The organism is Pseudomonas sp. CFBP13509, assembly GCF_005233485.1.
Lineage (GTDB): Bacteria > Pseudomonadota > Gammaproteobacteria > Pseudomonadales > Pseudomonadaceae > Aquipseudomonas > Aquipseudomonas marginalis.
In genome coordinates, this window is sequence record NZ_QGAA01000026.1 from 52,199 (window position 1) to 75,662 (window position 23,464).

Here is a 23,464-nt window from a genome sequence, read left to right on the forward strand (position 1 = left end):
GCATCTCCCTGCGCATCAAAAGCGCGTGTTGAGTTCCAGTTGCATCACATCGACTTCGAACGGCTGGCCATACACTTCGGAGGCGCTCAACCAACGCGCACTGGCGTAGATGTTCTTGTCGATACCGTAGTTGCCGCCAATGAAATAGCCCTTGGCGTTGGTGCCGCCCAGGTGGAACGACGAGTCGTTGAAGCCATCGGGCAAGGCGTCGGGCTGGATGTACTTGTAGCCGGCCAACACATTCCAGTCGCCGCGCTTGCGCATCTCCAGGGCGCTGCCGAGGGTGAACGAGACCATCAGCGCATTGCCGCCACTTTCAAACTGGCCGTTGCTGTTGATGTTGTTGACGATCTCGCCTTCGCTGCGCTTGAGCATCTCGCCCTTGTCGTAGGCCAGGTTGTGGATGAAGTTGGCCTGGCTGCGCAGCTTGAAGTCGCTGGGCAGTTCGCTGTCCCAGACCAGGTTGAGGTCCAGCACATCGAACTTGGACGCCAGGCCTACGTACTGCGGGTCGGGTGTGCGCGCAGGATCCGCCGGGTTGGTGGTGTTGTTGCGCAGGTTGAATACCGTGTTGCCTTTCTGCATGAAGGCCACGCGCGTGCCGTCGGTGTCGCAACCTGCCGCGCCCTGCCAGGTGGAGCAAGGGCTGGAGCGCTCGCCTTCGATGTCCTGGAACTGGTAGTAAGCCGCGGCGAGTTTGAGGCGGTTGCTGCGGTTGATCTTCCAATCCGCGCCGATCTGCCCGCCAAACAGCCATTTGGTGTCGCTGTCTTCCTTGTCGATACCATTGGTGCTGGCGGTGTCGGAGGTGTACTCCACCGGGAAGGCGCCGAGGGTACCGAACAGGCCCCACTCGCTGTTGAGGCTGTGGTTGAAGATCGCCGCCACGCCGTCGAAGTTGAGGTCGTTGGAATACATCATGTCGGTGGAATAGAACGGGTTGCCGATGCGCCCGGCGGTCAACGTCATGTAGTCGGTGGTTTTCCAGCTCAGGTAACCCTGGTCGAGCCAGATGTCCTTTTTGCCGAAGCCGCCGCCCAGGGTCTGGGTGGTGGACACCGGGTTATTGTCGGAGCCGGTGGCGATGCGAATGCCGGCGGTCCATTCCGGCGAAATCACCGCTTTCATGCCCAGGCGTGCACGCAGGCGGAACAGGTTCTCGCGGTCCTCGCGGGTGTTGATCAGCGGTGGGAACTTGGTGTTGGAGTTTTTGTTGACGTCGTACGGGCCGGTGTCATTGAGCTTGGCGAAGTCGGTGATGTTGTTGCTGTTGTTGCCCGAGAAATAGCGCGACTCGTCGCGCAGACGAATATCGCCATCAAAGCTGATGCGCGAGATCCAGTCGGGGAACGTATTGGGCTGCGCCCAGTTTTCCTGCTTGGCGGTGGACATGACTTCGGCTTTGACCTGGTCGCGGATCTGGTCGCGCACCGCCTGCGGCACGTACTGCACGCGCACATCCCCAGGCGCGGTCGCCGGGCCGCTGGCAACCACCGGCGCGGCGTTGGCCTGGCGGGCCTGCTGGGCTTCCTTTTCGGCCTGGGCGATCAGCCCATTGGCGGTGTCCTGGGTCAGCACACCTTGCTGCACCAGCAGGCGAATCAGGTTGATGGTGACGTTTTCCGAAGGCGCAACCGGGGCTGCCGCGGCTTGCCCGACCAGGGTCGCGATGACCATGCCAACCGCCAGGGTCAGTCGATTCACGGGGGAAATCATGTGTACGCAACTCCTGTAAAAAACCGTAGGTAAGAGGTTTCGTGCAATCAATCCGGACGCCGGCCCTTGAGGGACAGGCGCATGGGCAGCGTCAGCGACGCCGGAGGTTTCTGGGTGGCGCGCGGCGCACGGATCAGCGCCAGCATCTGCGCGTCGGTGTCGGCATCCCCGCTGGACTTGGCCACCAGCGCCTTCGTCACCTGGCCGTCGGCGCCCAGCCACAGGTCTATCTGTATCGCAAAGGCCTTCTTGCGCAGCTCCGGGTCTTCGCGCATCAGGCGCTGATAGGTACCGGCCAGGTACTGCTTGTACGTGCCGGTCCCCAACCCGCCGCCGCCACTGCCGGCCATGCCGCCGCCCTTGCCGGCGCCGATATTGAAACCGTCGTTACCGGACTGCGCATCGCCGTCGATCTGCATCGGGTTGGCCAGGTCTTCATTCGGTGAAGGCGGTGCTTCCTCGGCCGGCTTGACCTCTTCGGGTTCAGGGCTGGGCACCGGTTCCGGGACTTTCTCTTCAACCTGGGGCTCGGGCTCCTTGGGTTTTTCCGGGGGTGGCGGCGGCGGTGGCGGCAACGGAATAATCGTCGGCACCTTCGGCGCTTCACGGCGTACGCCACTCATGTCATTGGCCCACTGCCAGAGAAACCAGGCCGCCACGGCGCCCAGCAACAGGCCGGCGCCCCATTTCAATGGGCGCAACGGCGGTTTGTTCTTCACCGGCAATGGCGCGATCGGGATCTGTGCGGTCATCACTCAGCCCTGGCTCGGTTTGCCGGTGACCAGGCCGACCTGGGACAGCTCCAGCCGGCGCAGCAGGTCGAGCACCTCGATGACTTTCTGGTACTGCACCATCGCATCGCCGCGCACGATCACCGGGAAGTCCGGGTTCAGCGCTTTCTCGATGCGCAGGCGTTCTTCCAGTTCGCCGAGGGTCACCGGGTACGCGTCGAGGAACACCTGGCCGCCGTCATTCACGGAGATGGCCTTGGTCTTGGCCTCCGACAGCGACACCGAGGCGCTGGCCTTGGGCAGGTGGATCTGGATCCCCGAGACCTGGGCGGTGGCGGTGAGGATAAACATCACCAGCACCACCATCAGCACGTCCACCAGGGGCGTGATGTTGATGCTGTCGACGGCGGCATCATCGTCATCGTCGTGGGAGGCATTTACGGAAGCCATGGCGATTCTCCTCAGGCCGGAACCGATGCGTGATGGTCGCGGCGGTGCGCGGTTTCACTGTGCTGGCTCTCGCCGTGCATCTCCGCCAGGCGGGTGATGAACTCGTCGACGAATACGCGCATGTCGGCGCTGACTTCCTTGTTGCGCGTGATCAGGCGGTTGTAGCCAAACAACGCGGGGATCGCGACGAACAGGCCCATGGCCGTGGCCAGCAACGCCGCCGCCATGCCCGGAGCGATGGCGTTGATGTTCACGTCGCCGGCCATGGCCGTGCCGAGGAACACCACCATGATCCCCAGCACCGTACCGAGCAGGCCGATGTACGGGCCGCCGGCGATGGCGTTGGACAGGGTCGACAATTTGGAACTCAGGGCCTGGTTCTCACGGGTGCGCACACCGTCCATGGAGCAACGGATCGCTTCGATGGTCGCCGCCGACACCGACGAGGTGTCGGCGCCCTGGGCACGCCGGGTACGGATCTCCTTGACCGCCACCAGGTACAGGCGCCACAGCGAAGAGTGGGTCAGGCGCTCAGCCAACTGCGCGTCGTCGGCATACATCTCCAGGCGCGTGCCGATCTGGGCGAAGTGCTCGCGGAATACTTCGTTGGCACTGCTGAGGCGGCTGACCTGGCGGTTCTTGCGCAGCATGATGACCCACGACTGGAACATCATCGCCACCAGCACCAGGATGATCACCCAGGCGTCCACCGGCACGGCGTTGAGCAAAAAGCCCAGGCTGCCGAAGCCGAAGCCGGACTGTTCTTCATCCACGCCGTAGGCCACCAGTTTCGACTCGGCGCCCTGGGCACTCGCATCGGCCAGCAACAGCGCGGCCGGGCGCGCCACCTTGGACAGGCGCAGCTCATCCATGGCCCCGGCGAACGGCAGGTGCGCGCTGCCGGCTTCCGGCAGGTCGGCGCCGACCGCCAGCTGCGTGTTGAACCCAGGCATGGCCACGGCGAGCGTGGCGCTTTCACGGCCATTCACATACAGCGTGACCTTGTCGCCCTCGGCGGTGAACGCCAGGTGCTGCCATTGGCCAGGGTTCAGCGGTTGGGTCGACACCGCGCGCTGGCCGTCGATCTCCACAAACGGCGAGCCCTGGTTCAGGCCCAGCAACAGGCTGTGGGCACCGTCACGTCGGGCCAGTACGATTTGCTCACCGCTGGCCTGGTCCAGGCGCAGCCAGGCGCTGAAGGTGAAGGCAGCGCCGGCGGCGTGTTGCAGCGACGGGCTGGCCGGCAACAGCAGCGGCTGGCCGCCGAACTGCAAGGCGCGGCCGATCACGCCGTCGATGCTCGCGCCGGTGGCGTTCAACGCGGTGTTGGCGTAGGCCGTGGTGTCCCGTGGCGGCGTCGCGTTGGCGCCATCGAAGTGATAGAGCGCGGTGTAATTCGGATCGAACGTCAGCTGGCCATTGGCGGTGGCCGGGGCCTTCTGGTTGCCGTAGTACATCCAGAAGTCCTGGCGCTGGCCGCCTTCGACCTTGGGCACATCGACCCAGATCAACGCCATGCCCATCAGCGGGTCGAAGCTTTCGATCTGGTGATTGAACACGGTCTTGTCATCGGCACTCACAAAGCGCAGGTCGGCGCCGTCGTCCTTGACCCCGTCAAAGGTGAAGTTGCCGGTGTGCAGGCGCACCAACAGTGCGGTGCGGCCCAGGGCCTGGCTGATCGCGGCGCCCTGGGCGGTGGTGTCCACCGAAATCTGTTTGCGGTAGTGCCAATCGTCCTGCCACCAGGCATGGGCAGTGGCCGGGAGCGCGAAGCCCAGGCAGATCAACAGGCTCAGGAATAGGCGTTGCATGGGTGAAGTCTCCGGAAGAAAAAGTCAGAAAGTCGCCTGCACACTGAAGTGCAGTCGCGAGTCCTGTTTCTGGGTGTTCGGTCCATCGAGCAGCGGGTAACCCCAATCCAGGCTGCCGGACAACCACTTGCTCAAACTGGCGCGGGTGCCCAGGCCGACACTGGCCAGGCTGTATTCGTCTTCCTGCTCGGGCAGCGGGTCGTGCAGGCGCATGCGCGCGCCTTCGGCGAACGCATAGAAGCGCCACTCCTGCACATAACTGCCGAGGAACTTGGCCAGGGACGGCGTGCGCAGTTCCTGGGAGAGCAAATAGCCCTCGTCCCCGGTGCGCTCGGCCGCCAGGTAGCCGCGCACCGAGGTGGCGCCGCCGGCGGAATACTGCTCGTTGGACACCAGCGGCCCGGAGGCCAGCTGGAAAGCGCCCTTGGAGGCCGACTGCCAATCGTTGGCGAAGGTATAGGTGTAATTCAGGTCGCCCTTGAGCACGGCAAAACTGGCACTGGCCTTGTAGCGCTTGTAATCGAACTCTTCGGCGTCGCTGCCGTAGCCAAAAAATGCACGGGTGCCGACCACCAGGTTCAAGCCCAACCCCAGTTGGGATTGCTCGGTGTAGCGATAGCCGTTGTAGCCCAGGGTGAACGGCGCGTACTTGAGCGGCACCTGGTCGCTGCTGGCGCCGAACTTCATCTGCTCGTCGAAGTCCTTGAAGTCCACCCCGAACGAGAACGAGTTGGCCCAGTTGCCCGCCGCCGGCAAGCTATAGATGGCGGATACGCCATAGGAATGGCCCTTGCCCAAGACGTTGCTGCCGCCGATGGTGGCGATGTTGCTGTCGGACTGGTAACCGGAGAACTGCAAGGTCCAGCGTTCGTTCAGCGGCGCACTGTAGGAGCCCGACCAGACCTTGGCATTCTCGGTGTCCTGGGGCGCGGTGAAGTAGGTCAGGGAAATGCTGTGGCCCAGTTGCCAGAGGTTGTCGTAGCCCAGGGTGGCGACCGAGCGCAGCTTTTCGGTGTCGGCGCTGTAGTCGTTGTTCAGGCCGAGGCTGGCGTGCCAGGGGTTCTGGTCCTCGACCTGCAGATCCACATCCATGGTGCCGGGGCGCTGGCCTTCACGGACCAGTGGCGTGACCTGCCGGCCGGCACTGCGGTTGAGCCCGGCCAACTGGGTTTGCACCGTGGTGAAATCCGGTACCGCGCCTTCCTTGAGCCCCGGCACTTCCTCGCGGATCTCCACCGGCGAATAGTGCTTGGCGCCGACCACACGCACGCGGCCGACCTTGGTTTCGCTGACCTGCAGATAGACGATGCCGTCATCGACCTTCTGTTCCGGCAGCTCGACAAACACCGACTGGTAGCCACGCGCCTGGTAGATCTTCTGCAACGCATCGCGCGCGCCTTCGATATCGTCCAGGGTCTTTTGCGGGCCAAGGAACGGGTACACCGCCTCCTCGATCGTCGCCGCATCGAGCACGGTATTGCCGCGCACGAAGTACTCATTGACGTCCACCTTGCGCGCCGGGGCCTCACCACCCTCCTCGGCCCACACCGGTTGCGCCAGGACGCCCAGCGTCAGGCAGCACAACGCCAGCGTTGATTTGAACAGATGCTCCACACCGCCCCCTAACTGTCTAAGATTTTGCGCCGTCGCCGATTGCACGGCGTCTGGCCTGCTCAATTGCTGCTGGTCGAAAGATGGCTGTGCCGCGCCAGCCAGGTGTGCAGCAAAGCGAAGTTCAGGGAGAACTCCGGCATGTGCAGCAAGGCGCCACAGAACACTTCACCGATGATGGTCTGGATCAACTGCACGGCCTGCGGGTTGTTCAACAGGCTGGCGATGTCGCGCTGCAAAGCGTGGATGCTCCACACCTTCTGGTTCAGCTCCAGGCCGACGAACCAGCGGAACAGCAGGTTGTAGTTCAGTTGCTCGTGCAACTGCTGTTCACTGGGCACCGAATACAGCAGTTGCAGCAGCAGGATCTGCACCACGGTCTGCGGCGCGATCGACATACCCGACGCGGCCTGGAGCAGGTCGCGATGCTGCTCGAGCACCTCGTCGATCTGCGGGCGCAACAACACCAGCGAATGCCCCGCCGGGATGTAGCTGGACACTTCCTTCAAGGCGCCCTGCCAGTCGTCCTGGGAGACGATCCACACCCACGGCGCGCCGTAGCGGTACACCGAAACCGGCTTCTTGCGCGCAGCCTCGACGATCTTCGACAGGCGCTGATCGAGCTCTTGCATGCCTACTTTCGAGTAACGTTCCATAGTTCCCATTGCCCCACTCCTGGCGTCCCGCTGACGGCTGGGGAAGCGGCTTGTGGCGGCCTCCAGCGCGTTACATAGGCAAGACGGAAGTGGCGATGAGCTACCGAACTTTTGTCATGAAAGCTTCATTTTGGATTGTGAGGGGGGCAATTTTTCTGGAGGCTGCATTGGCGGCCCTAGAGCTGAGCGGAGTTGTGCCCGGTGTACTCGGTTGGAAATGTGGGAGGGGCGGTGCGACGATTCGACTTGCCCCCGATGGCGGCCTCTGGGCCGACCTTTTTTTTGGATTGGACCGGGTACATATCCGTTGCTGCGGTAACGGCCACTTAGGGTTCCGCTCTTACAGCGGGTCACTTTTGGAAGAGCGCCAAAAGTAACCAAAAACGCTTCGCCCCACCACTCGGCACCTCGCCCAGGCTCGGTGTGCCCGTAATCCGACAGTGATTTGGGGGGCCGCCGCCACGCGCCANTCGCATCGTGGTGACCGTTGGGGCTACACAACAGTGTGAATGGAGCTGACCCCCCCTGTTGTATCGCGAGCTGTTGCTATTGCTCTGTTTTTGATTTTGATTTTGATCTTAGGCGCCCCGTTAACCACGCTGGCCGAATGCAGGTTTGAATCCGTGGGTAACCCGGCAGGACGCCGGGTTAGCCGTCCTGGGCCAGGGATGGCCCATGACGGCGGCCCACGGATTCAAGCCTGCGTTCGGGCATGCCGAGCCTAGGCGAGGCACCGAGTGGTGGGGCAAGACCTTTTGGTTACTTTTGGGGCGTTTGCCAAAAGTGACCCGCTGTAAGAGCGGAACCATAGGCAGCCGTTACCGCAGCAACGGATATGTACTCATTCCAACTCCAACAAATGGTCGACCCAAAGGCCGCCATCGGGAGCAAGTCGAATCGTCGCACCCACAGTTTTAACCGAGTCTCCCCCACCATACCGGTCGGCTAATAAGAAGCTCGCCACCCTTCTGCTTGCGCAAAAAAATGGGGCGATCACTGATCGCCCCGAACGGTACATCGAGAGGTCCTTCTGAAGTTCTACAAACTGATCTGCTTACGCTCCTCATCCGTCAACCGCGCCCGCGCCTGTTCACTCAGCGACCCCGCGCCCAGCACCTGCACCGGGCTGTCGGGGTTGTAGCCCGAGGTTTTCCGAGGTTCCGGTTCACGCGACAGCGGCTCGGTGCCCAGGCTCAGCACCTCCACGGTCATGATCGACGGCCGGCCCTTTTTGGCCGCCGCCTGCTGGCTGCGCGCCGCGTCTTCTGCGGCCTGGGACGCCGCCGCCCCCGCTGCGCTGGCCGAGCTCATGGCGCCGGTGTTGACGGTGGCCGACACCGGCACCCCGGACGACTTGCCCTGGGTCTGGATGTTCGCCGCGTTCACCACCCGCAGGGCGGCGATGTTGACGTTACCCGACACCCGAATCCCCGCCTCGCCCGCATCGATGGTGCCCATCGGCGCGATCAGGTCGATATCCCCCGCCGGCACTTCCGGGATCGGGTTGAGCGTGGCGATCCCCGCCCCCGTGCTCGGTACCGACGGCGACAGGCTCACGTTGCCCCAGTTGTCATAGACGCGCTTGGGCGGCGTGTACACCACGGTGGTCTTGGAGCCACGACCGGCGTTGATGTCGCCCTCGCTGGTCCAGGCCATGATCGAGCCGCCGAAGGTGGTCATGATGCGGCTCTGGCCAAGCAGGATGCTGCCCAGGGAGTACAGTTGGATATCTCCAGCGCCCTGGGTGATCACCCCAGCCGTGGACGGCGGTGCGGCGCCTTCGATGCCGAACGTCTGGCGGCCACCCGGCGTGAGCATCTGGATCGAGCCACCGAAGTTGGTGTGCACGCCCGCGCCGCCGAACATCGTGATGTCGCCTTTGTAGGTGATCGGGTTGCCGGCCACGTCGGTCTCGGGGAACAACCGGGCAATCGCGGCACGACCACGCACATAGCTGCCCTGGCGCACACTGCCGTCCTGGTTGTACTCACGGCCGGCGGCCTTGAGTTCGGCAAAGTACACGTCGCGGGCGAAGATCCGTTGTTGTTCAGCGGGCAGTGCGGCGTAGTAGGTCCGCGCCTGTTCGCTGTCGCCGGCGAAGCCGAAGCGTTCGGTGAGCCAGGTAACCAGCTCGTTTTCGTAAGTCTTGGCCACCTTGGCGCCTTGCAGGGATTCACCCGCTTGCGCCAGGTTGGCGGGGTTCAGGTAGGCCTCGACGAAGCGGCGGTAATCCGGGCCATTGGGGCCCATGCCGGCTTGCATGACGATGCTTGCGCCAGGGCGGCTGTCGCCCGCCGCCACAGCACCCAGGCTGTTCACCGCGACTTTGTCTTCCATCTGGATGTTGCGCCCCGCCGTCAGTTCCAGGGTACCGGGGCCGGCAACGTTAAAGCTGCTGTAGAGGATGTCGCGGCCAGCGCTGGCGATGGAGATATCGGTGGGGCTGTTGTGCACGAACAGGTTGCCGGTAAAGGTGTATTGCCCCGTATCCGTGACACCTGCGCTGGCACCGCTCAAGCGCGTGCCGCTGCCGACAATATCGCGTCCGGCTTGCATCCATACCGGGCCTGCGCCTTCGTAAAAGGTTTGCCCGAACCGAGCGTCACCCACCCCCGTGATCGTGAGGGCGCGCCCACTATTGACGCCCAGCAGGTCCCCGTTCAGCGCATAGAAACGCGCGGGCTCCAGGGCATCACCCCAAGCCATGCTGGCGGTGTTGGGGCCAAAGGCAAACAGCGGGGAAACCGTCAAGGTTGCAATGTTGCCATCGCTGGAAAGATTGCCACTGCCCACTATTGCCGTTTTTTGATCCGTCAGGAAACCGGCGAAGGCCGGACGCAGAATAGTCGCCAGGCTATTGGGTGCTGCACTGGAGCGGCTGATCGTCAGATCGCCGCCGGAGATCGAATCCCCGGCCAGCAATTCCAGTTGTCCATTGGACGAAGGTGCGAGTACCAACGCCCTGAGCGGCTGCACGGTGCCAGGATTACTGGTCGAGGCGCTGCCGTAATAGAGACTGCCGTTAGCCGCAACCGCACGCAATGTCGCGGGATAGACCGCCGCCATATCGGTTTCCAGGGTCTGGGTCAGCGGCGTGAGGTTGCCCCCGGCAGAGAACAGGTCCACTGCTGTGCGGTCGGTCCACAAGCTGAACCAGCTTTGTCCGATCCCGTTGACCCCCTTATTGACGAAGGTCAAGGCGTTCATCTGCGGCGCGCGCCCAGGGTCGGCGACGTCCTGCAACACCAGGTCGCCACGGGTGGACAGGCCGAAAGTGGCGTCGCCCGGCAATAGGCTCAAACCACCCGAGGCCATGGCCGAAGTGGAACGCAAAGGATCGTAGGCGCGCACTTCGCTGGGGCTCTGGTCTGTGAACCGGTTGCCATAACGCAGCGTCAGGCTGCCCAGGGCGCCACCGGTCAATTGCACGTGCCCACGCAGGTTCACCAGCGCACCATTGAGGTGGTCTGCGAAGGTCTGGCTGGCGGGGTTAACCGCTCCGCCGACCCGCAGGTTCAGATCACCGCCACCCGTCAGTTGCACACTGCCATCGGCCCCGACCCGACCGGTGCTGCCGACTGCCAGTACCAGGCCTTGGCTACGGCGACTGACGTTCAGAGCTGTTGAAGAGACAGGGCTGATGAGTCCTGCATCGCCACCCACATCAACATTCAGGTTGCCGCCTCCCAGGGTGCCAAACCCGGTGAACCCGACCATCTGGTCCGAGCGGTCGCTGGCGACGTAGGAACCAAAGTTGATCCACCAGGCGGTGGCTTGCGCCTGGCTGCCACTGAGGCCGTTGCCCTGACGCCACAGCCAGTTGCCGACGTTGGCGGAATCCTGGCCTTGGTCGCTGGGTACCGGACGACCAACGCCATTCTGCGCCGGGCTGGTGATATTGCCCGTCAGGTTGCCGCCCACTTTAAGCAGCAAGTTGCCGCCAGTGTCCGGATACCAGGCACGGTACAGGCTGCCCGTTCCCCCATCGACCAGCTTCTCGTTGCCCCCCGCGTTACCCAGCACCTTGTTGTTGCTGCCCACGGCGCGCTTGAGGTTATAAGGATCGTTGGCCGAGGTGCCGGTGGACGAACTGCCCGCGGTATAGACCCCGAACAGCGACTCCATGCTCAGGTTGCCGGCGGCCAGCAGGTCAAGGTCTGCAGCGCCGGTGCGGATTACGCTGAAGCGAGTGCTGCCACCCACCAGCAGCGTGTAGTCCTCACCACTGGTAACGCAGTAGTCCGGGAGATCGTCACATATACCCGGGTATTGTATTGCGTCGAAATCAACCGGTTGGCCCACCATGCTTTCATCGCCGAACCACTCCTTAGAGCCCTCCTCGGTCCAGACCTGGGTTCCTTTCCCGAACGTCCCATAGTGACTGTCCGCCAAGCGCAGATTGCCGCTTACCGGATGCGGTTGCAGCAGGCGACTGTCGGCTGCCTCGGTGTCGGCCCCCGCAACCAGGCGAATCGACCACGACTGCGCACCCTCCTCCAGCATGGGAGCAATTGCCCAGTTCTTGCCTGGATGGCCGGCGTCACGCAACGTCACCGACTCCACGCCGCCCGGCAGCTTCACGTCTGTCCCCGACGGCAACAGGGCGCCCCGGGGCAGCGCTTGGCTGGCGGTCAGCGTCACCTTGGTGGCCAATGGCACGCCCTTGGGCCAGATCAAGCCGTCGACACTGGCTGACGTGCTCAACAGGCTGCCGGCATCCAGGACACTGCCGATGGCGAGGGTCTGGCTCTGAGTCAGCAACGTGCCCGCCGCGAACAGCACATTGCCCGAGGCATCCCGAACAGCCGCCGCCAACACCGTACCCGCCGGGAGTACCAACGGTTGTTTGAGCGTAGCCGCGACGGGCAATCGGGTGCCCGCCGGCAGAAACAGGGGGTTGGTCAGTACATCGAAATTAAGCGCAGCGCCCGCAGGGAACACAGTGCCCATCTCCAGGGTCACGCCGCTGCCCGGTACCACCACGGTGCCGCCGGTGTAGTCGATACCGGCGCGCAGCACCCAGCCATTGTCATCGTCGGTGGGCGGTGGCGCGGCAAAACCGTCGTTGATGCTGCCATAGATATTCAGGTCGCCACCGGCGCGCAGGGTCAGGCTGCCGGACTCGGTCTTGGCCGTTGATTTGAGGCTGGCGTAGCGATAGCTGGAGAGGTCCAGATCGCCCTGCACCACCAGGTCGCCGTCCGGGGTTTTGCTGATGATTTCCACACCGGGGCGCAGGTGGAAAACATCGCCGTAGGTGGCGTTGTTCAAGCCGGCGAGCTTTTGCAGCAAGTTGTTGTTAACGCGCGCGGCATTGATGAAATCCTTATTGGATGGATCGACGACTTTCTTGAGGTAGTCCTGATCAATAACTTGGTAGGGGCGCCCGTTGGGGGTTTCGTCAGTTTTGGTCGGGGCATCGTCGTAGGTTCTCATGCCATTGAGGGCGATCGAACGCGCGCCTTGGATAGTCAACTGCCCACTGGCGTCAATGGCGATGTCATCGCCGCCCACGCGCGGCGCATTGAGCTCCAGCGTGCCACGGTTGCGCCCGTCATTGCCGGTCGCGGCCTCGGTGCCATGGCGCAGGTCGATGCGCGCGCCATTGGCCAGGGTCAACTGGCCTTGGCCAGAGCTGAGGACCACGATGGCGCGGTTGGGCGAGTCGATGATCTTGCCGTAGCTGTCCACGCGTAATTGCGTGCCATGGGCGTCCAGCACGGCGCTGCCGTCGAGGGTCAGGCCGTTTTTCGCGGCCAGGTTGATGCTGCCCACGCGCTCACCGCTGGCATCTACCAGGCCGGTCACGCGCAGGCTGCCGTTGTCGATCGAGACGTTGACGTTGTTGGCCTTGACGTCGTTGCCGATGGTCAGGTCGCCCTGCTTGAGCTGGAAGCTGCGCGCACCATAGACCTGGCCCTGATTGAGGCGCTGGTTGAGCGCGGCGAACTGGTCGCTCAGGGTGCCACTGGCAGCCAGCCGCTGGGCCTGGATTTCAACCGAACCGGCCAGGTACGGCACCAGCGTGCCGCCAGCATCGTAGTAACCGCTGCTGCCGGCGACGATTTTGCCCGACAGGTCGACGATGCCCGCCGCGCCGTCCACGGCCACTGCGCGCAACCGGCCCGCCTGGTTGTGCTGCGCCGACAGGTCGATGGTCGAACCGGCCGCCTGCAGCACATTACCTGCGCGGCTTTCCAGCAGCACTTCACCTCCCGCGCTGTACTTGGTCAGGTCGTTGAAGGGGATGGCACGGCCTGCCACATCAATCGATGCGACGTCGGTCAGCACCACATCGCCACGGGCACCCAAGGTCACCTTGCCGCTGGGCAGTACCACGGCACTGGCCAGGCGCAGGCTGTCGCCCTGCAACGACAACTCGCCGCCGATACCGTCCACCTTGCCCACCGTGCCCTGCGAAGCGCTCACATCAATTGCACCACCAGCGGTAATACGGTTGACCGAACCGGCCTCACCGGTCATCAGCGGCGTGAGGATATTCAGGTTGCCGCCGCTGTAGGCAAAGCCCTTGATCGCATCAAACGCGCCCTGGCTCTGGTACACCGAGAGACTGCCCTTGTGGTTGGCGGTGATGCGCTCACTGGCATTGAGGTTGACGTTGGTAAAGCCCAGGGCGAGGCGGTCGAAGGTATTGGTCGTGCTCGGCTGGGCAAAATCCCCATAGCCGAATTCGATACGCTCGGCATTGATGTCCAGGCGCCCGCTGCCGCTGCCGGCACCGCCGGTCACCGCCGCCACAGGCGGCGCGACGGCACCTTGCCAGATCAGATTGGCGGTGTGGATAGTCGCCACGTCGTTCAAGCCGCCAGAGCCGTAGATCGCCGGCGTGGACAGCATCAGGTTGCTCAGCAACGACTTGCCGGTCACGGCGTCATAAGTGTCCAGGGTGGTGGTGCCGTAGAAGTTAAAGCTGTCACGCGCCGACAGTTGCAGGGTTTCCAGGGCCGGGGCGCCGAATTGGGTGTCGCCGCGCAGCAGGCGTTCCAGCACTTGCTGGTTGAGGGTCATACCCACCGGCAGGCGATTGTTGGCGGCTGCAGCGGCCAGGGCTTCGGGGCTGCCGACGTTGATGCTGGACACGCCCAGGTTCAGGTGGCGGGTGCCATAGCGCACCTCATCGCCCATCTGCAGGGAGCTGTCGGTCAAGGTAACGATGCTGCCTTCGGAATACAGGGCTGTCTGGCCGCTGCAGGGCGCGCTGTTGCACACGCCTAACTGGATGCCCCCACTGATGACTTCGCCCAATGACGGCGCGGCGATTACGTTGAGCAAACCGTTGGACACTGCCAGCACATTGCTCAGGTTGTAGATAAAACCGTCACGTGCGTCGTAGCTGGCCTTGCCCTGGCCTATCGTGTTGATCGAGGCGCCTTGTTCGAGCGTAATTTTTCCGGTGGAGGTCACCAGTAATACCTCCGGTGCCGCCAGTTTCGCGCCGTCGCGCAGGATGATGGAACTGATGATGCTGCTGGGGAGGTTGATGTAGTTGCCACCCTGGCCGTACGTGACATAGGTCATTCCACCGATCAGCAGGCGAGCCGCGCCCATTGCATTCAGGCTGTCCGCATCCACCGTAATGCCTTTGAAATTGGCGGTAGCCGCGTTGCCTGCCGCGACAATTTCGATGCCCCTTCCCAAGCTGCCCTTTTCTTCGTTGATCAGCGATACGGTACCGCCGTAACCGCCGTCAGCGGCCTCGAAGCGGCCGATCCCCTGGAACGAAAAGGCATCCGCACCTGCGCCTGGCCGCAGGGCCAGTTGCAGGGTCTTGGCATCCACCGGCAGCAGTGCCCGAGGTACACCAAGCCTGGTGGCGTCGGCCACGGCGAACTGTGCGTAGCCGGTTTCGTTGTATTGGGAGTAACGACGCAACCTATCGGCCGACGTGAGAATTACCTGGCTGGCCGTACTGTTGCTGATACCGGTATTGGCGATGGACAAGCGCCCTGCCGTGGCCCATGAGCCATTGCGCAACGCCTGGGTCGCACCGTCGGTGCCCAACCCGGCCAGGCCGTTGATCTCGAGCCGGAAAGCCCCAGGCATCAACGCATAGGTGGACGGCATCAGGGTATAGGTGCCGGCCGCCAGGCCCGGCACGCCGGCGCCGATTGTGATCTGCTGGCCGATCAACGGATCGACCGCGCCACCTTCCGGCGCCACCGGGGCATAGCCCGGTTGCACGCCCGGCACAATCGCATAGATGGGGTTGGTGCTCAGACCCGGCAGTACAAACCCGCCGTTCGCACCGAACTGAACCAGTGGGTTGTAACGTGCATCGGTAGAGCCCCCGCGCCCGGAAATAAATCCGGCGCCGAGCAGTTCGCCACCGCCGGACAGATCCACCGTCGCCTGCGGCAGCACCGTCAACTGCTGGCCACCGAGAATCACCCCAACGTTCAGGCTGCCCGCACTGTTGCCGCCACCCTGGCCGATAAACGTCACTGTCTTGCCGTTGTACTTGTAGATCTGGCCATCCACGGTACCGCCGTAAGGCAATACCAGGCCCTTGCCACTCACCGACGTGAGGCTGCCCGGCAGCAGTTGCACGTTGGTAGAGCCCAGGTTGCCAATCTCGATCAACCCCAGTGGCGCACGCACCACGCCGCCCTGCTTGATGGTGGGCCCGCCCAATTGCAGACGACCAAAGGCCGAGTAAGGCATGGCGGCATTGCTATTGGCGGTGCGTGCGATGGTCAGGGTGCGTGTCGGATCGTAATTGAAGCCTGTGTCATTGCTGGCAGCATTATTCAGATAGCCCGCCAGTACCCGGGCGCCGACCTCAGTCGCCGGATACAACTGCGCCGCGCGCAGGGTCATGTCACCACTGGTCACTAATTGCGTGCTGATGCCCTGGGCAATCACATCTGCCCCCGCCCCCGCCAGGAAGCGCAAGTCGCCCTGGCTGGTCAGTTGCACATCATCAAACCCCCGCCGTTCGAGGCTGGCCTGGCTGTTGTCGGGCCGCAACAGATAGCTCTTGTTGCCGAACACCACATTGCCACGCACGTCGATCAGGTTGGCGTTGGCGTTGAACTGCGCCGTCGTGGCCAGCGCGGAGGGATTGGGCAACACCGGCACCGCGCGGGTATAGGCTTCCTTGCCGGATTCTGCCGGCGCGAGGATGCCGGCCAACAGCAGGTATGGCGCCGACAGGTTGACCCGCGAACTGGCCGCCGCGTTTTCACTGAGGTTATAGCTGCCACCGTACAGGCGCAGGCTCTGGCCCATGTTCAACGACACGTCACCGTCGAAACTCAGCAAGCCGTTGCTGAGCAGCGCCAGGTTGTCAAACCCGCCGGCGCTGACCTGGTCCACGCCGAGGCGGCCATGGCCGTACTCGAGGCTGGAAGTCGGGCTGGCTTGATGGGTCTGGCTGAGCACCAGTTCACGCACCTTGAGCACACTGTCGTTGACGCCGGCCTTGAGGTAATACGGGCTTTCCAGGGCCAGGGCCAGACTACCGCCCGCAGCACCTGCGCCACCCGCGCGGGCAACAAAGCTGCCGTCCAGGTACAGGCCGTTGTTCGACGCAAAGCTGATGCTGCCGCCATTGCTGGCCATCGGCACGCGGCCCTGGCCGGGAACATCCAGCATCGCCTGGGCACCGGACGCGTCCAGGCGCGCGCCGTCGCGCACCACCACAAACAGGTCACTGGCCTTGGCGATGCCGGTGGCCAGGTTGATATCGCCGCCGATGCTGATGGTGCCACCATTGCGCACCTGGCCGTAGACATTGCCACGGTTGCTCACCGCCGTGACCGCACGCGACGCCACGTCGATCAGCGCGTTTTCACCCACCCAGATCGAACGGCTATGGCCGGCGGCGTTGGCCGCTTCCGAGCCCGTCGCCGTCAGGCCGCCCAGGCTGACGCTGCCGCCCCAGGCGTTGAGGCTGCCGTTCATGGTCAACTGGCCGACGCTGCGCAGGTTGATGGCCTGGCCTGGGTCGACAGTGATCACCGCGCCCTGCCCCACGCTCAAGGCCGTGGTGGCCAGTTCAGCCGCCGTGGAATTCAGATTGCCGGCGGTCAAGGTCAGGCTAGCGCCACGGCGCTGGGTCAGTACGCCTTTGGCGGCGTCTTCCTGGTACAGCGCCGGCGTCCAGCGTTCAAGGGCGGTGGCCGGGTCGCTGCCCGTGGCAGCGGCCGAGGTCTGCTCGCCAATACGGTAGACCGGCGTCGTGACGTCGACCTGGGTACCGTCCGTGACCAGCAGCCCTTCATTGCCGGTGATGTCATAGGCCGAGAAGCCCTTGTTGAAAAAATCCCCCGCCAGTTGCACGGTGCCAACATCGGGCGCCGTGGCGCTGTCGCCGATCTGTACTTTGCGCGCCTGCAACGCCAGGGTGCCGCCACCGCTCACGCCATAACCGCGAATCTCGCCGTCCAAACCCAGGGTACCGAGAGACGCCAAGGTCACGTCGCCGCCCTTGCCACCGTTGAGCTTGCCATCCAAGCCGAGGGTGCCACCGGAGGAAGTGTCCACCACGCTGCCGGCCGCCAGGTTCACACCGCCAGTGCTGCGCAGCGACACCTTGCCGCCGTTCACATAGGCCAAGCCGCTGCTGTTGGCCGGATCCAGCAGCAGATTGTTCCAGCGCCCGGTGGCATCCAGCGTGACCCCGCTGGCCACGTTCAGCGTGCCGCTGCCGTTGAGGATGCTGTCGCCTACCGCACCGCCTTGAAGCGGGTCGACCTGGCTGAGGATATTGCCCGCGTTGAGGCTGCCGCCGTGGGCCGTGAGGTGGGCGTTGATGTCGACCCTTGGCCCGAACAGGGTGATATCGCCGCCATCGGCCACCTTGAGCGCTCCGTTGACGGTGACCTGCTGCTTGGCCGCGACCTTGATCGCGCCCAACTGATAGCCATTGAGCTGGTCGCTGTCGAGAACCATCTTGCCCTGGCGGTCCGCGGGCAGCGCGGTGGTGAGGTCCAGGCCATCGGCGATTTTTTGCGTACCGCCCTCGATCAATACCTCGTCCGCGTTTGCGCCCAAGGCATAGCGCAGGGTGCCGGTGGTCTTGTTGTAGATAGGCGTGTAGCCGCCAATGATCAATTGCGCGCGCTGGGCCATGGCCTTCTGCGACTGCTGGTAACCGTCGAGGTTGATGTTCGGCGCCTGGGTCTGGCGATCGCCCTGGAACACGTCACTGATCACCTGGCCCTCGAGCACCGCGCTGGTGGTACCGATCACCAGCTTGCCGGCATCGCGGCCCACCGTGTAACCGCTCTCATAACGACGCTGCTTGGCGATCATCGGGTTGTAGTAGTAATCGGTCTGGCCCCAGCGCTTGCTGGTGTCTTCATACCCCTTGTAGAACCCGGAATAGAGAATGTCGCCCGGCGCGTTGGACAGCTCATACAAGCGCCCATCCGGGCCCTTGAGCCAGGTCTGCTGGATATAGCCGGCCTGCACATCCACGGTGCCGCCCGACAGGTTGATCTGCGCGTCCTTCTGGGTCACCACGTCCTTGCCGGTAAACGTCACGGTACCGCCCTGGGCCATCCACTCGCCCACCGAGTGGCCTTGGGTGCCCAGGTAGCCGCCCACTTCCAGCAAGCCGCCAGCGGTGTACCAGCGATCCGTCGCATAGCCGTTGGTGCCTGCGGGCACAAACACCAGCTCGCGCAGGTCGACCCACACATCGTTATTGATCAACTGCCCATCGTCACGGTTGACCGGTGCGTCGCGCTGCTCGTTGCCCTGTACGTTGATCTTGATGTTGTTGGATTCCATCGACACCTTGACACCGACCGCCCCGGAGACATCGATCATCGCCCCGTCGCGTACCAGGCTGCGCCCGGTGGCACTGACCGCGACCTGCCCACCGGTAGCCAGGGTGATCGAGCCTTTCTGGAAGTCCACCGTGCCGCCGCTGACGATCTCGATGCGTGATTGGTCGGTGCGGTCGGCCACGGCGCTGAGGTTGTTGAACTGGCCGGTGATCAGGTTGGCGGGCGTGCCGTCGAGCTTGATCAGGCCGTTGTCCTTCTGGCCGTTGAGCGCGGTGCTGCCGCTGCTGTCGAGCAGGATCGCGGTGGTGCTGCCCTCCCCAAGGGTCACGCTGCCGGTGGTGTCGGTAGCGGAATTTAGCAAATGGATGGTGCCACGGGTGTCCACTGACGTGCTGGCCAAGGCCACGCCATTTTGCTGCACCTGGTGCCCGGTCAGGGTGATGTCACCGGTGGACGCCATGATCAGGCCCGTGTTGCTGACCTTGCCTGCGCTGCTGCCGGCCTTGAGGCTGGTGGCCACTTCATTGCCACGGGTGGTGGAGCGGTCATTGCCGGTGGTGCCGACACCCTTGCGGATGTAAAAGCTGTCGCCGGCGGCCAGGGTGGTCTGGCCCTTGGCGGTAGTGAGGGTACCGGCGTTTTCCACTTCCGAGCCCAGCAGCAAGGCATAGCCGCCGGCGTCGGTGGAGGTGGCGGGGTTGTGGGTCTGGATCAATGCGCCGCGCTGCACCTCGACCTTGCCGGCCGCGTCAGTGAAGGTCGGCTGGGTGCCGGTGGCGTCCACGTAGATACCGCGCTGGGTGAACTGCTCATCGGTGATGTTCGCCGCCGCCGCCACCAGATTGCGCACGTTGACCTGGCTGGTGCCACTGAACACCACGCCGTTGCGGTTCACGATCATCACCGTACCGGCGCCGTTGATCTGGCCCTGGATTTCGCTCGGGCGCGCATTCGGGTCGTTGACGCGGTTGAGCACGGCCCAGCTCGACTGCTGCTGGAAGTCGACGCTGGTGTTGCGCCCGACGTTGAAGGTTTCCCAATTGAGGATGGCCTTGTCGGCGGTCTGTTCGATGGTCACCGTGGTCTTGCCGCCGGCCTGGGTCTGCACCGGGCCCTTGGCGTTGGTCCAGCCCTGGGTCAGGCTGTTATCCACCTGCAGGCCACCTTTGCCGAGGCCGTCTGGAATCGTCGAGACTTGGCCAAACGCCGCCTGACGCCCCGCCGCTTGTGCTGCCTGCTGTGCCGCAATCGCCGCGACGCTGGTGTTCAAAGTGCTGATGGAACGCGCCAACTGCTGGTTGACCCGCGCCTGCTGGTTCAGCGAAGGAATCCCCTGCACCTGCCCGGCACTGATCCGCGCCGCCGTCGCCGCCTGGGTCGCACCTTTATCGGCAAACCAGCTGGAACTGAACGCCGTGGCCGCATGGGCATTGCCCGCCACCATCAACAAGGCGATGGCCTGGGCCAGGGGCTTGAGGCGCAGCACAGTTTCTTGGGCTTTCAGGTTAACCGGCGATTTGCAGCGGACCATCGGGGATCTTCCTTCTTTGTTATCACGCAGGGAGCAAGACAGGCTCACGTATGAGGGTTAGGCGGTTGGCGAGGGACGGGACTGAACTTCTGTCACGCAAAGTTCATATAGGGCTGTTAACGGCTCGAAAAACCGCACAAACGCAAAAATCAGCAACGGCACAGGCCGTTGCTGATCAGGTGGTGCAGGTCGTTGAAAGCGAGGGTTACAGCGGGCGACCGATACCGTTGCAGACGTTGGTGTTGCCGATGCTCAGGGCGTTGCTCGCGGTCAGGAAGCTGGCGCGAACGGTGGCTTTCCAAGCGGTTGGCAGCGGAACGAAAGCGTTGGCGGTGATGGCTGCATCGTTGTTATTGGAGGCGCCGTAGTGCTTGGTGAAGAAATCACGCACTTGGCTGGTCTGGGTGGCATCGGCGTAGCACTGGCTGAAGATCAGGTTGGTAAAGCCCAGGATCGGGTAGCCCGAGGTTGGGTAAGGCTGTACACCGGCGGTGTTGTCCGGACCGAAGACTGGAACCCAGGCGTCCGGGTTGGAACGATCAGCGGCAGCCGGTACCGGTACTGCGCCGATGGCGGCAGACACGTTGGCGGCGGCAGGCGAAACGCCCTGGGTGTTGGTGGCGACGTTTTTGCCCACGCGAGCCACTTTGGTGGCGTCGTCCAGGCCGGCCAATGTCGGGGCGGCGAAGTCCGGGCTCATGTAGGTGATGCGACCATCGCCGGCGGCCAGGGCAGTCATTACACCTTGGCTGCCAGTAGCAGCAACGGCGCCGGCAGGCAAGCCACCGGAGAAACTGGTGCCGAAGGTGGTGGTGACGGCGAAGTTGCCTGTTTCTGCGTTGCACTTGGCATTCAGGAAACGGGTGAACAGCTCAGTGGTGCCACTGCTTTCGCTGCGATAAACCACAACGATCGGACCGGTACGGCCAGAACCGGAAATCCCGTCCCAGGTATTGATACGGCCCGAGAACACGCCGCACAACTCTTGAACGCTCAGGTCTACAGCGGCGGAACCGCTTTTATTGAAAGGAATGGCAACCGAAGTCCCCACCGATGGCACCTGGATCAACTTGCCCCAGGTCGGTTGCTTGGCAGAGGCGTAGGTCGACAACTCAGTGGCGCTCAGCTTGGAGTCGCTGCCGGCCCAGTGCACGTTCTTGTTCGTCACGCCCGCCTGGAACTTGGTGTAGTCATTGTTCAGGAAGGCTGCCTTGCCGTTGCCGCTGCCGACACCGATGTACTGGGCGAAACCGGCCGTCAGCACGCCGGAGGTCTGGTACAGCGCTTGTGGCAGGGTGGCACCGCCGCCGTTGATGTCAGCCATTGCAGCCTGTGCCGAGCACAGTGCGGCGAGGGTCATGGATACCGCGAGAACGTTGCGCTTAAACATGAAGAATCTCCTTTCGTCGTGTTTGTACGTTGGGGTAGATGGCTCTTGCATGACGCCATGGCTTCGGTCCCAGGCCGTGTCTCGGGGGTGGCGAGGGGTGAGGCCATGGGTAGGAAATTTCGCAGTTTCCGATGACAGCAAAAGGAAAAAACCTCGGGAGGAAGGGCTTGATTTTTAAAAAGATTCTCGGGTGTTTTGGTCATGGTTTTGAGCGGTTTGGCGGCAGGTGACAGCGAGGTTTCAGCGTGGGTTTAGTCAAGGCGGCGCGGGCTGTGGCGCAGGGCCTGGATGTGACGGAATGAGGAACCCGAGGTTGGGAGCCGGCGATATCGGCCTGCCCCAAAACCAGCCTCAGCAGAGTTTCTGATACACCGCATTCTGCTTTACTGGGGCTGCTTCGCAGCCCGGCGCGGGGCAAGCCCGCTCACCACAGAGGAACTCACCCGTCTCTGAAAGTTGTGTAAATATCCATGGCTATCAGGGTGTAGCCCCCTTCCACATTGGTTTTTTGGTGTGTTCAGGTCACCAGTTGGTTGATCTCGATGATCGGCAACAGCACCGCCATCACAATCACCAACACCACCGCGCCCATCACTACGATCATCAACGGTTCCAGCAACGCGGTCATGCCCATGGCCCGCCGTTCGATATCCCGCGACAAGGTCTGCGCCGCCCGCTCCAGCATCGGTGGCAGCGAGCCGGTTTTTTCGCCACTGGCGATCAGGTGGATCAGCACCGGCGGGAAGACTTTTTCCACCGCCAGTGCCGGGGCCAGGTTGACGCCCTCACGCACCTTGGCCGTGGCATCGTTGACGCATTGGCTCAGGCGCTCATTGGAGAGGGTTTGCCGCGCCGCTTCCAGGGCCCGCAGCAACGGCACCCCGGCACCGCCGAGAATCGCCAGGGTCGAGGCAAAGCGCGCGGTGTTCAGGCCCAGCACAAAACGCCCGATCAGCGGCAGGCGCAGCACGCGGCTGTGCCAGTTCAAGCGCGCCACCGGATTACGCAGGTACAGGCGCCAGCCCCAGAGCCCACCGACAATCCCGCCGAAACACAGCCAGCCCCACGCGCGGATAAAGTCGCTGGCGTTGAGCATCGCCAATGTCAGCCCGGGCAGATCCTGGCGCGCCTGGGAAAACGCGCTGACCACCTGGGGCACCACGTAGCTGAGCAAAAAAATCACGATGCCGATGGACACCAGCCCGACCACACCGGGGTAGATAAAGGCGGTGAGGATCTTGCCGCGCAGGTTGTTGCGCTCCTCGATGTAGTCGGCCAGGCGTTCCATCACCTGGGCCAGGTCGCCGGACTCCTCCCCCGCCGCGATCAGTGCGCGGTAGATCGACGGAAAGTCCCGTGGCCGTGCCGCCAAGGCATCCGCCAGACGCATGCCGCCGCGTACATCGGCACGCACGGCGGCCAGGGTCTGGGCGATGTGTTTTTTCTCCGCCTGTTCCACCGTGGCGCTTAATGCCGCCTCCAGGGGCAGGCTGGCGCCGAGCAGGCTCGCCAGTTGCCGCGTGGCCCAGGCCAGGTCGTTGTCCGACAGCTTGGCGCTGAACAGGCTGCTGCCGGCGGCGCTTTGCTGACCGCCCTCGACCTGCACCAGCAGCGCGGTCAGGCCACGGCTGCGCAGCACGGCAAATGCCCCGCTCTGGCTGTCGGCCTCCAGGTGCCCGGCCTCGACTTTGCCGCTGGCATCGGCGGCTTCATAGCGATAGCGATTCATCAGGCGTCCCGTGTCACGCGCAGGATTTCTTCGGGCGCGGTGGCGCCGCTGCGCACCCAGCGCTCGCCGTCTTCACGCATGCT

At 63.6% G+C, this 23,464-nt stretch carries 10 protein-coding genes; all 10 read right to left on the reverse strand.

The window, feature by feature from the left end; all coding sequences use genetic code 11:
- Positions 1 to 15: 15 nt before the first annotated feature.
- Entirely contained in the window at positions 16 to 1,716 is a 1,701-nt protein-coding gene (locus PspCFBP13509_RS28715; RefSeq protein ID WP_074846269.1) for a putative porin, read from the reverse strand.
- A gap of 47 nt (positions 1,717 to 1,763) precedes the next feature.
- Positions 1,764 to 2,468, reverse strand: a complete 705-nt coding sequence (locus tag PspCFBP13509_RS28720; protein ID WP_065924370.1) for an energy transducer TonB family protein — start codon at positions 2,466 to 2,468, stop codon at positions 1,764 to 1,766.
- Between the two features lie 3 nt (positions 2,469 to 2,471).
- Entirely contained in the window at positions 2,472 to 2,897 is a 426-nt protein-coding gene (locus tag PspCFBP13509_RS28725; protein WP_010211136.1) for an ExbD/TolR family protein, read from the reverse strand.
- An 11-nt stretch (positions 2,898 to 2,908) separates the two neighbouring features.
- The gene (locus PspCFBP13509_RS28730; RefSeq protein WP_065949048.1) at positions 2,909 to 4,708 is read right to left on the reverse strand and encodes a DUF2341 domain-containing protein; all 1,800 of its coding nucleotides are present in this window, start codon (positions 4,706 to 4,708) and stop codon (positions 2,909 to 2,911) included.
- Between the two features lie 24 nt (positions 4,709 to 4,732).
- On the reverse strand, positions 4,733 to 6,322 hold the full coding sequence (locus tag PspCFBP13509_RS28735) for a ShlB/FhaC/HecB family hemolysin secretion/activation protein (RefSeq protein ID WP_065949049.1): 1,590 nt from the start codon (positions 6,320 to 6,322) through the stop codon (positions 4,733 to 4,735).
- A gap of 59 nt (positions 6,323 to 6,381) precedes the next feature.
- A complete protein-coding gene (locus PspCFBP13509_RS28740) occupies positions 6,382 to 6,975 on the reverse strand; it encodes a transposase (RefSeq protein ID WP_074846266.1) in 594 nt (197 codons plus the stop codon).
- A gap of 1,038 nt (positions 6,976 to 8,013) precedes the next feature.
- Positions 8,014 to 20,262 carry a filamentous hemagglutinin family protein gene (locus tag PspCFBP13509_RS28755; RefSeq protein WP_137213019.1) on the reverse strand — a complete coding sequence of 4,083 codons (12,249 nt, stop codon included), beginning with the start codon at positions 20,260 to 20,262 and terminating at the stop codon, positions 8,014 to 8,016.
- A 205-nt stretch (positions 20,263 to 20,467) separates the two neighbouring features.
- Positions 20,468 to 21,652, reverse strand: coding sequence for a substrate-binding domain-containing protein (locus PspCFBP13509_RS28760; RefSeq protein ID WP_027607538.1), 1,185 nt, complete (start codon positions 21,650 to 21,652; stop codon positions 20,468 to 20,470).
- Between the two features lie 517 nt (positions 21,653 to 22,169).
- Complete coding sequence (gene gspF / locus PspCFBP13509_RS28765; RefSeq protein ID WP_137213020.1) at positions 22,170 to 23,381, reverse strand: type II secretion system inner membrane protein GspF; 1,212 nt, start codon at positions 23,379 to 23,381, stop codon at positions 22,170 to 22,172.
- Positions 23,381 to 23,464, reverse strand: an 84-nt coding sequence (locus tag PspCFBP13509_RS31875; protein WP_242001108.1) for a hypothetical protein, incomplete at its 5' end; no start/stop codon positions are given. The genes gspF and PspCFBP13509_RS31875, both read right to left, overlap by 1 nt.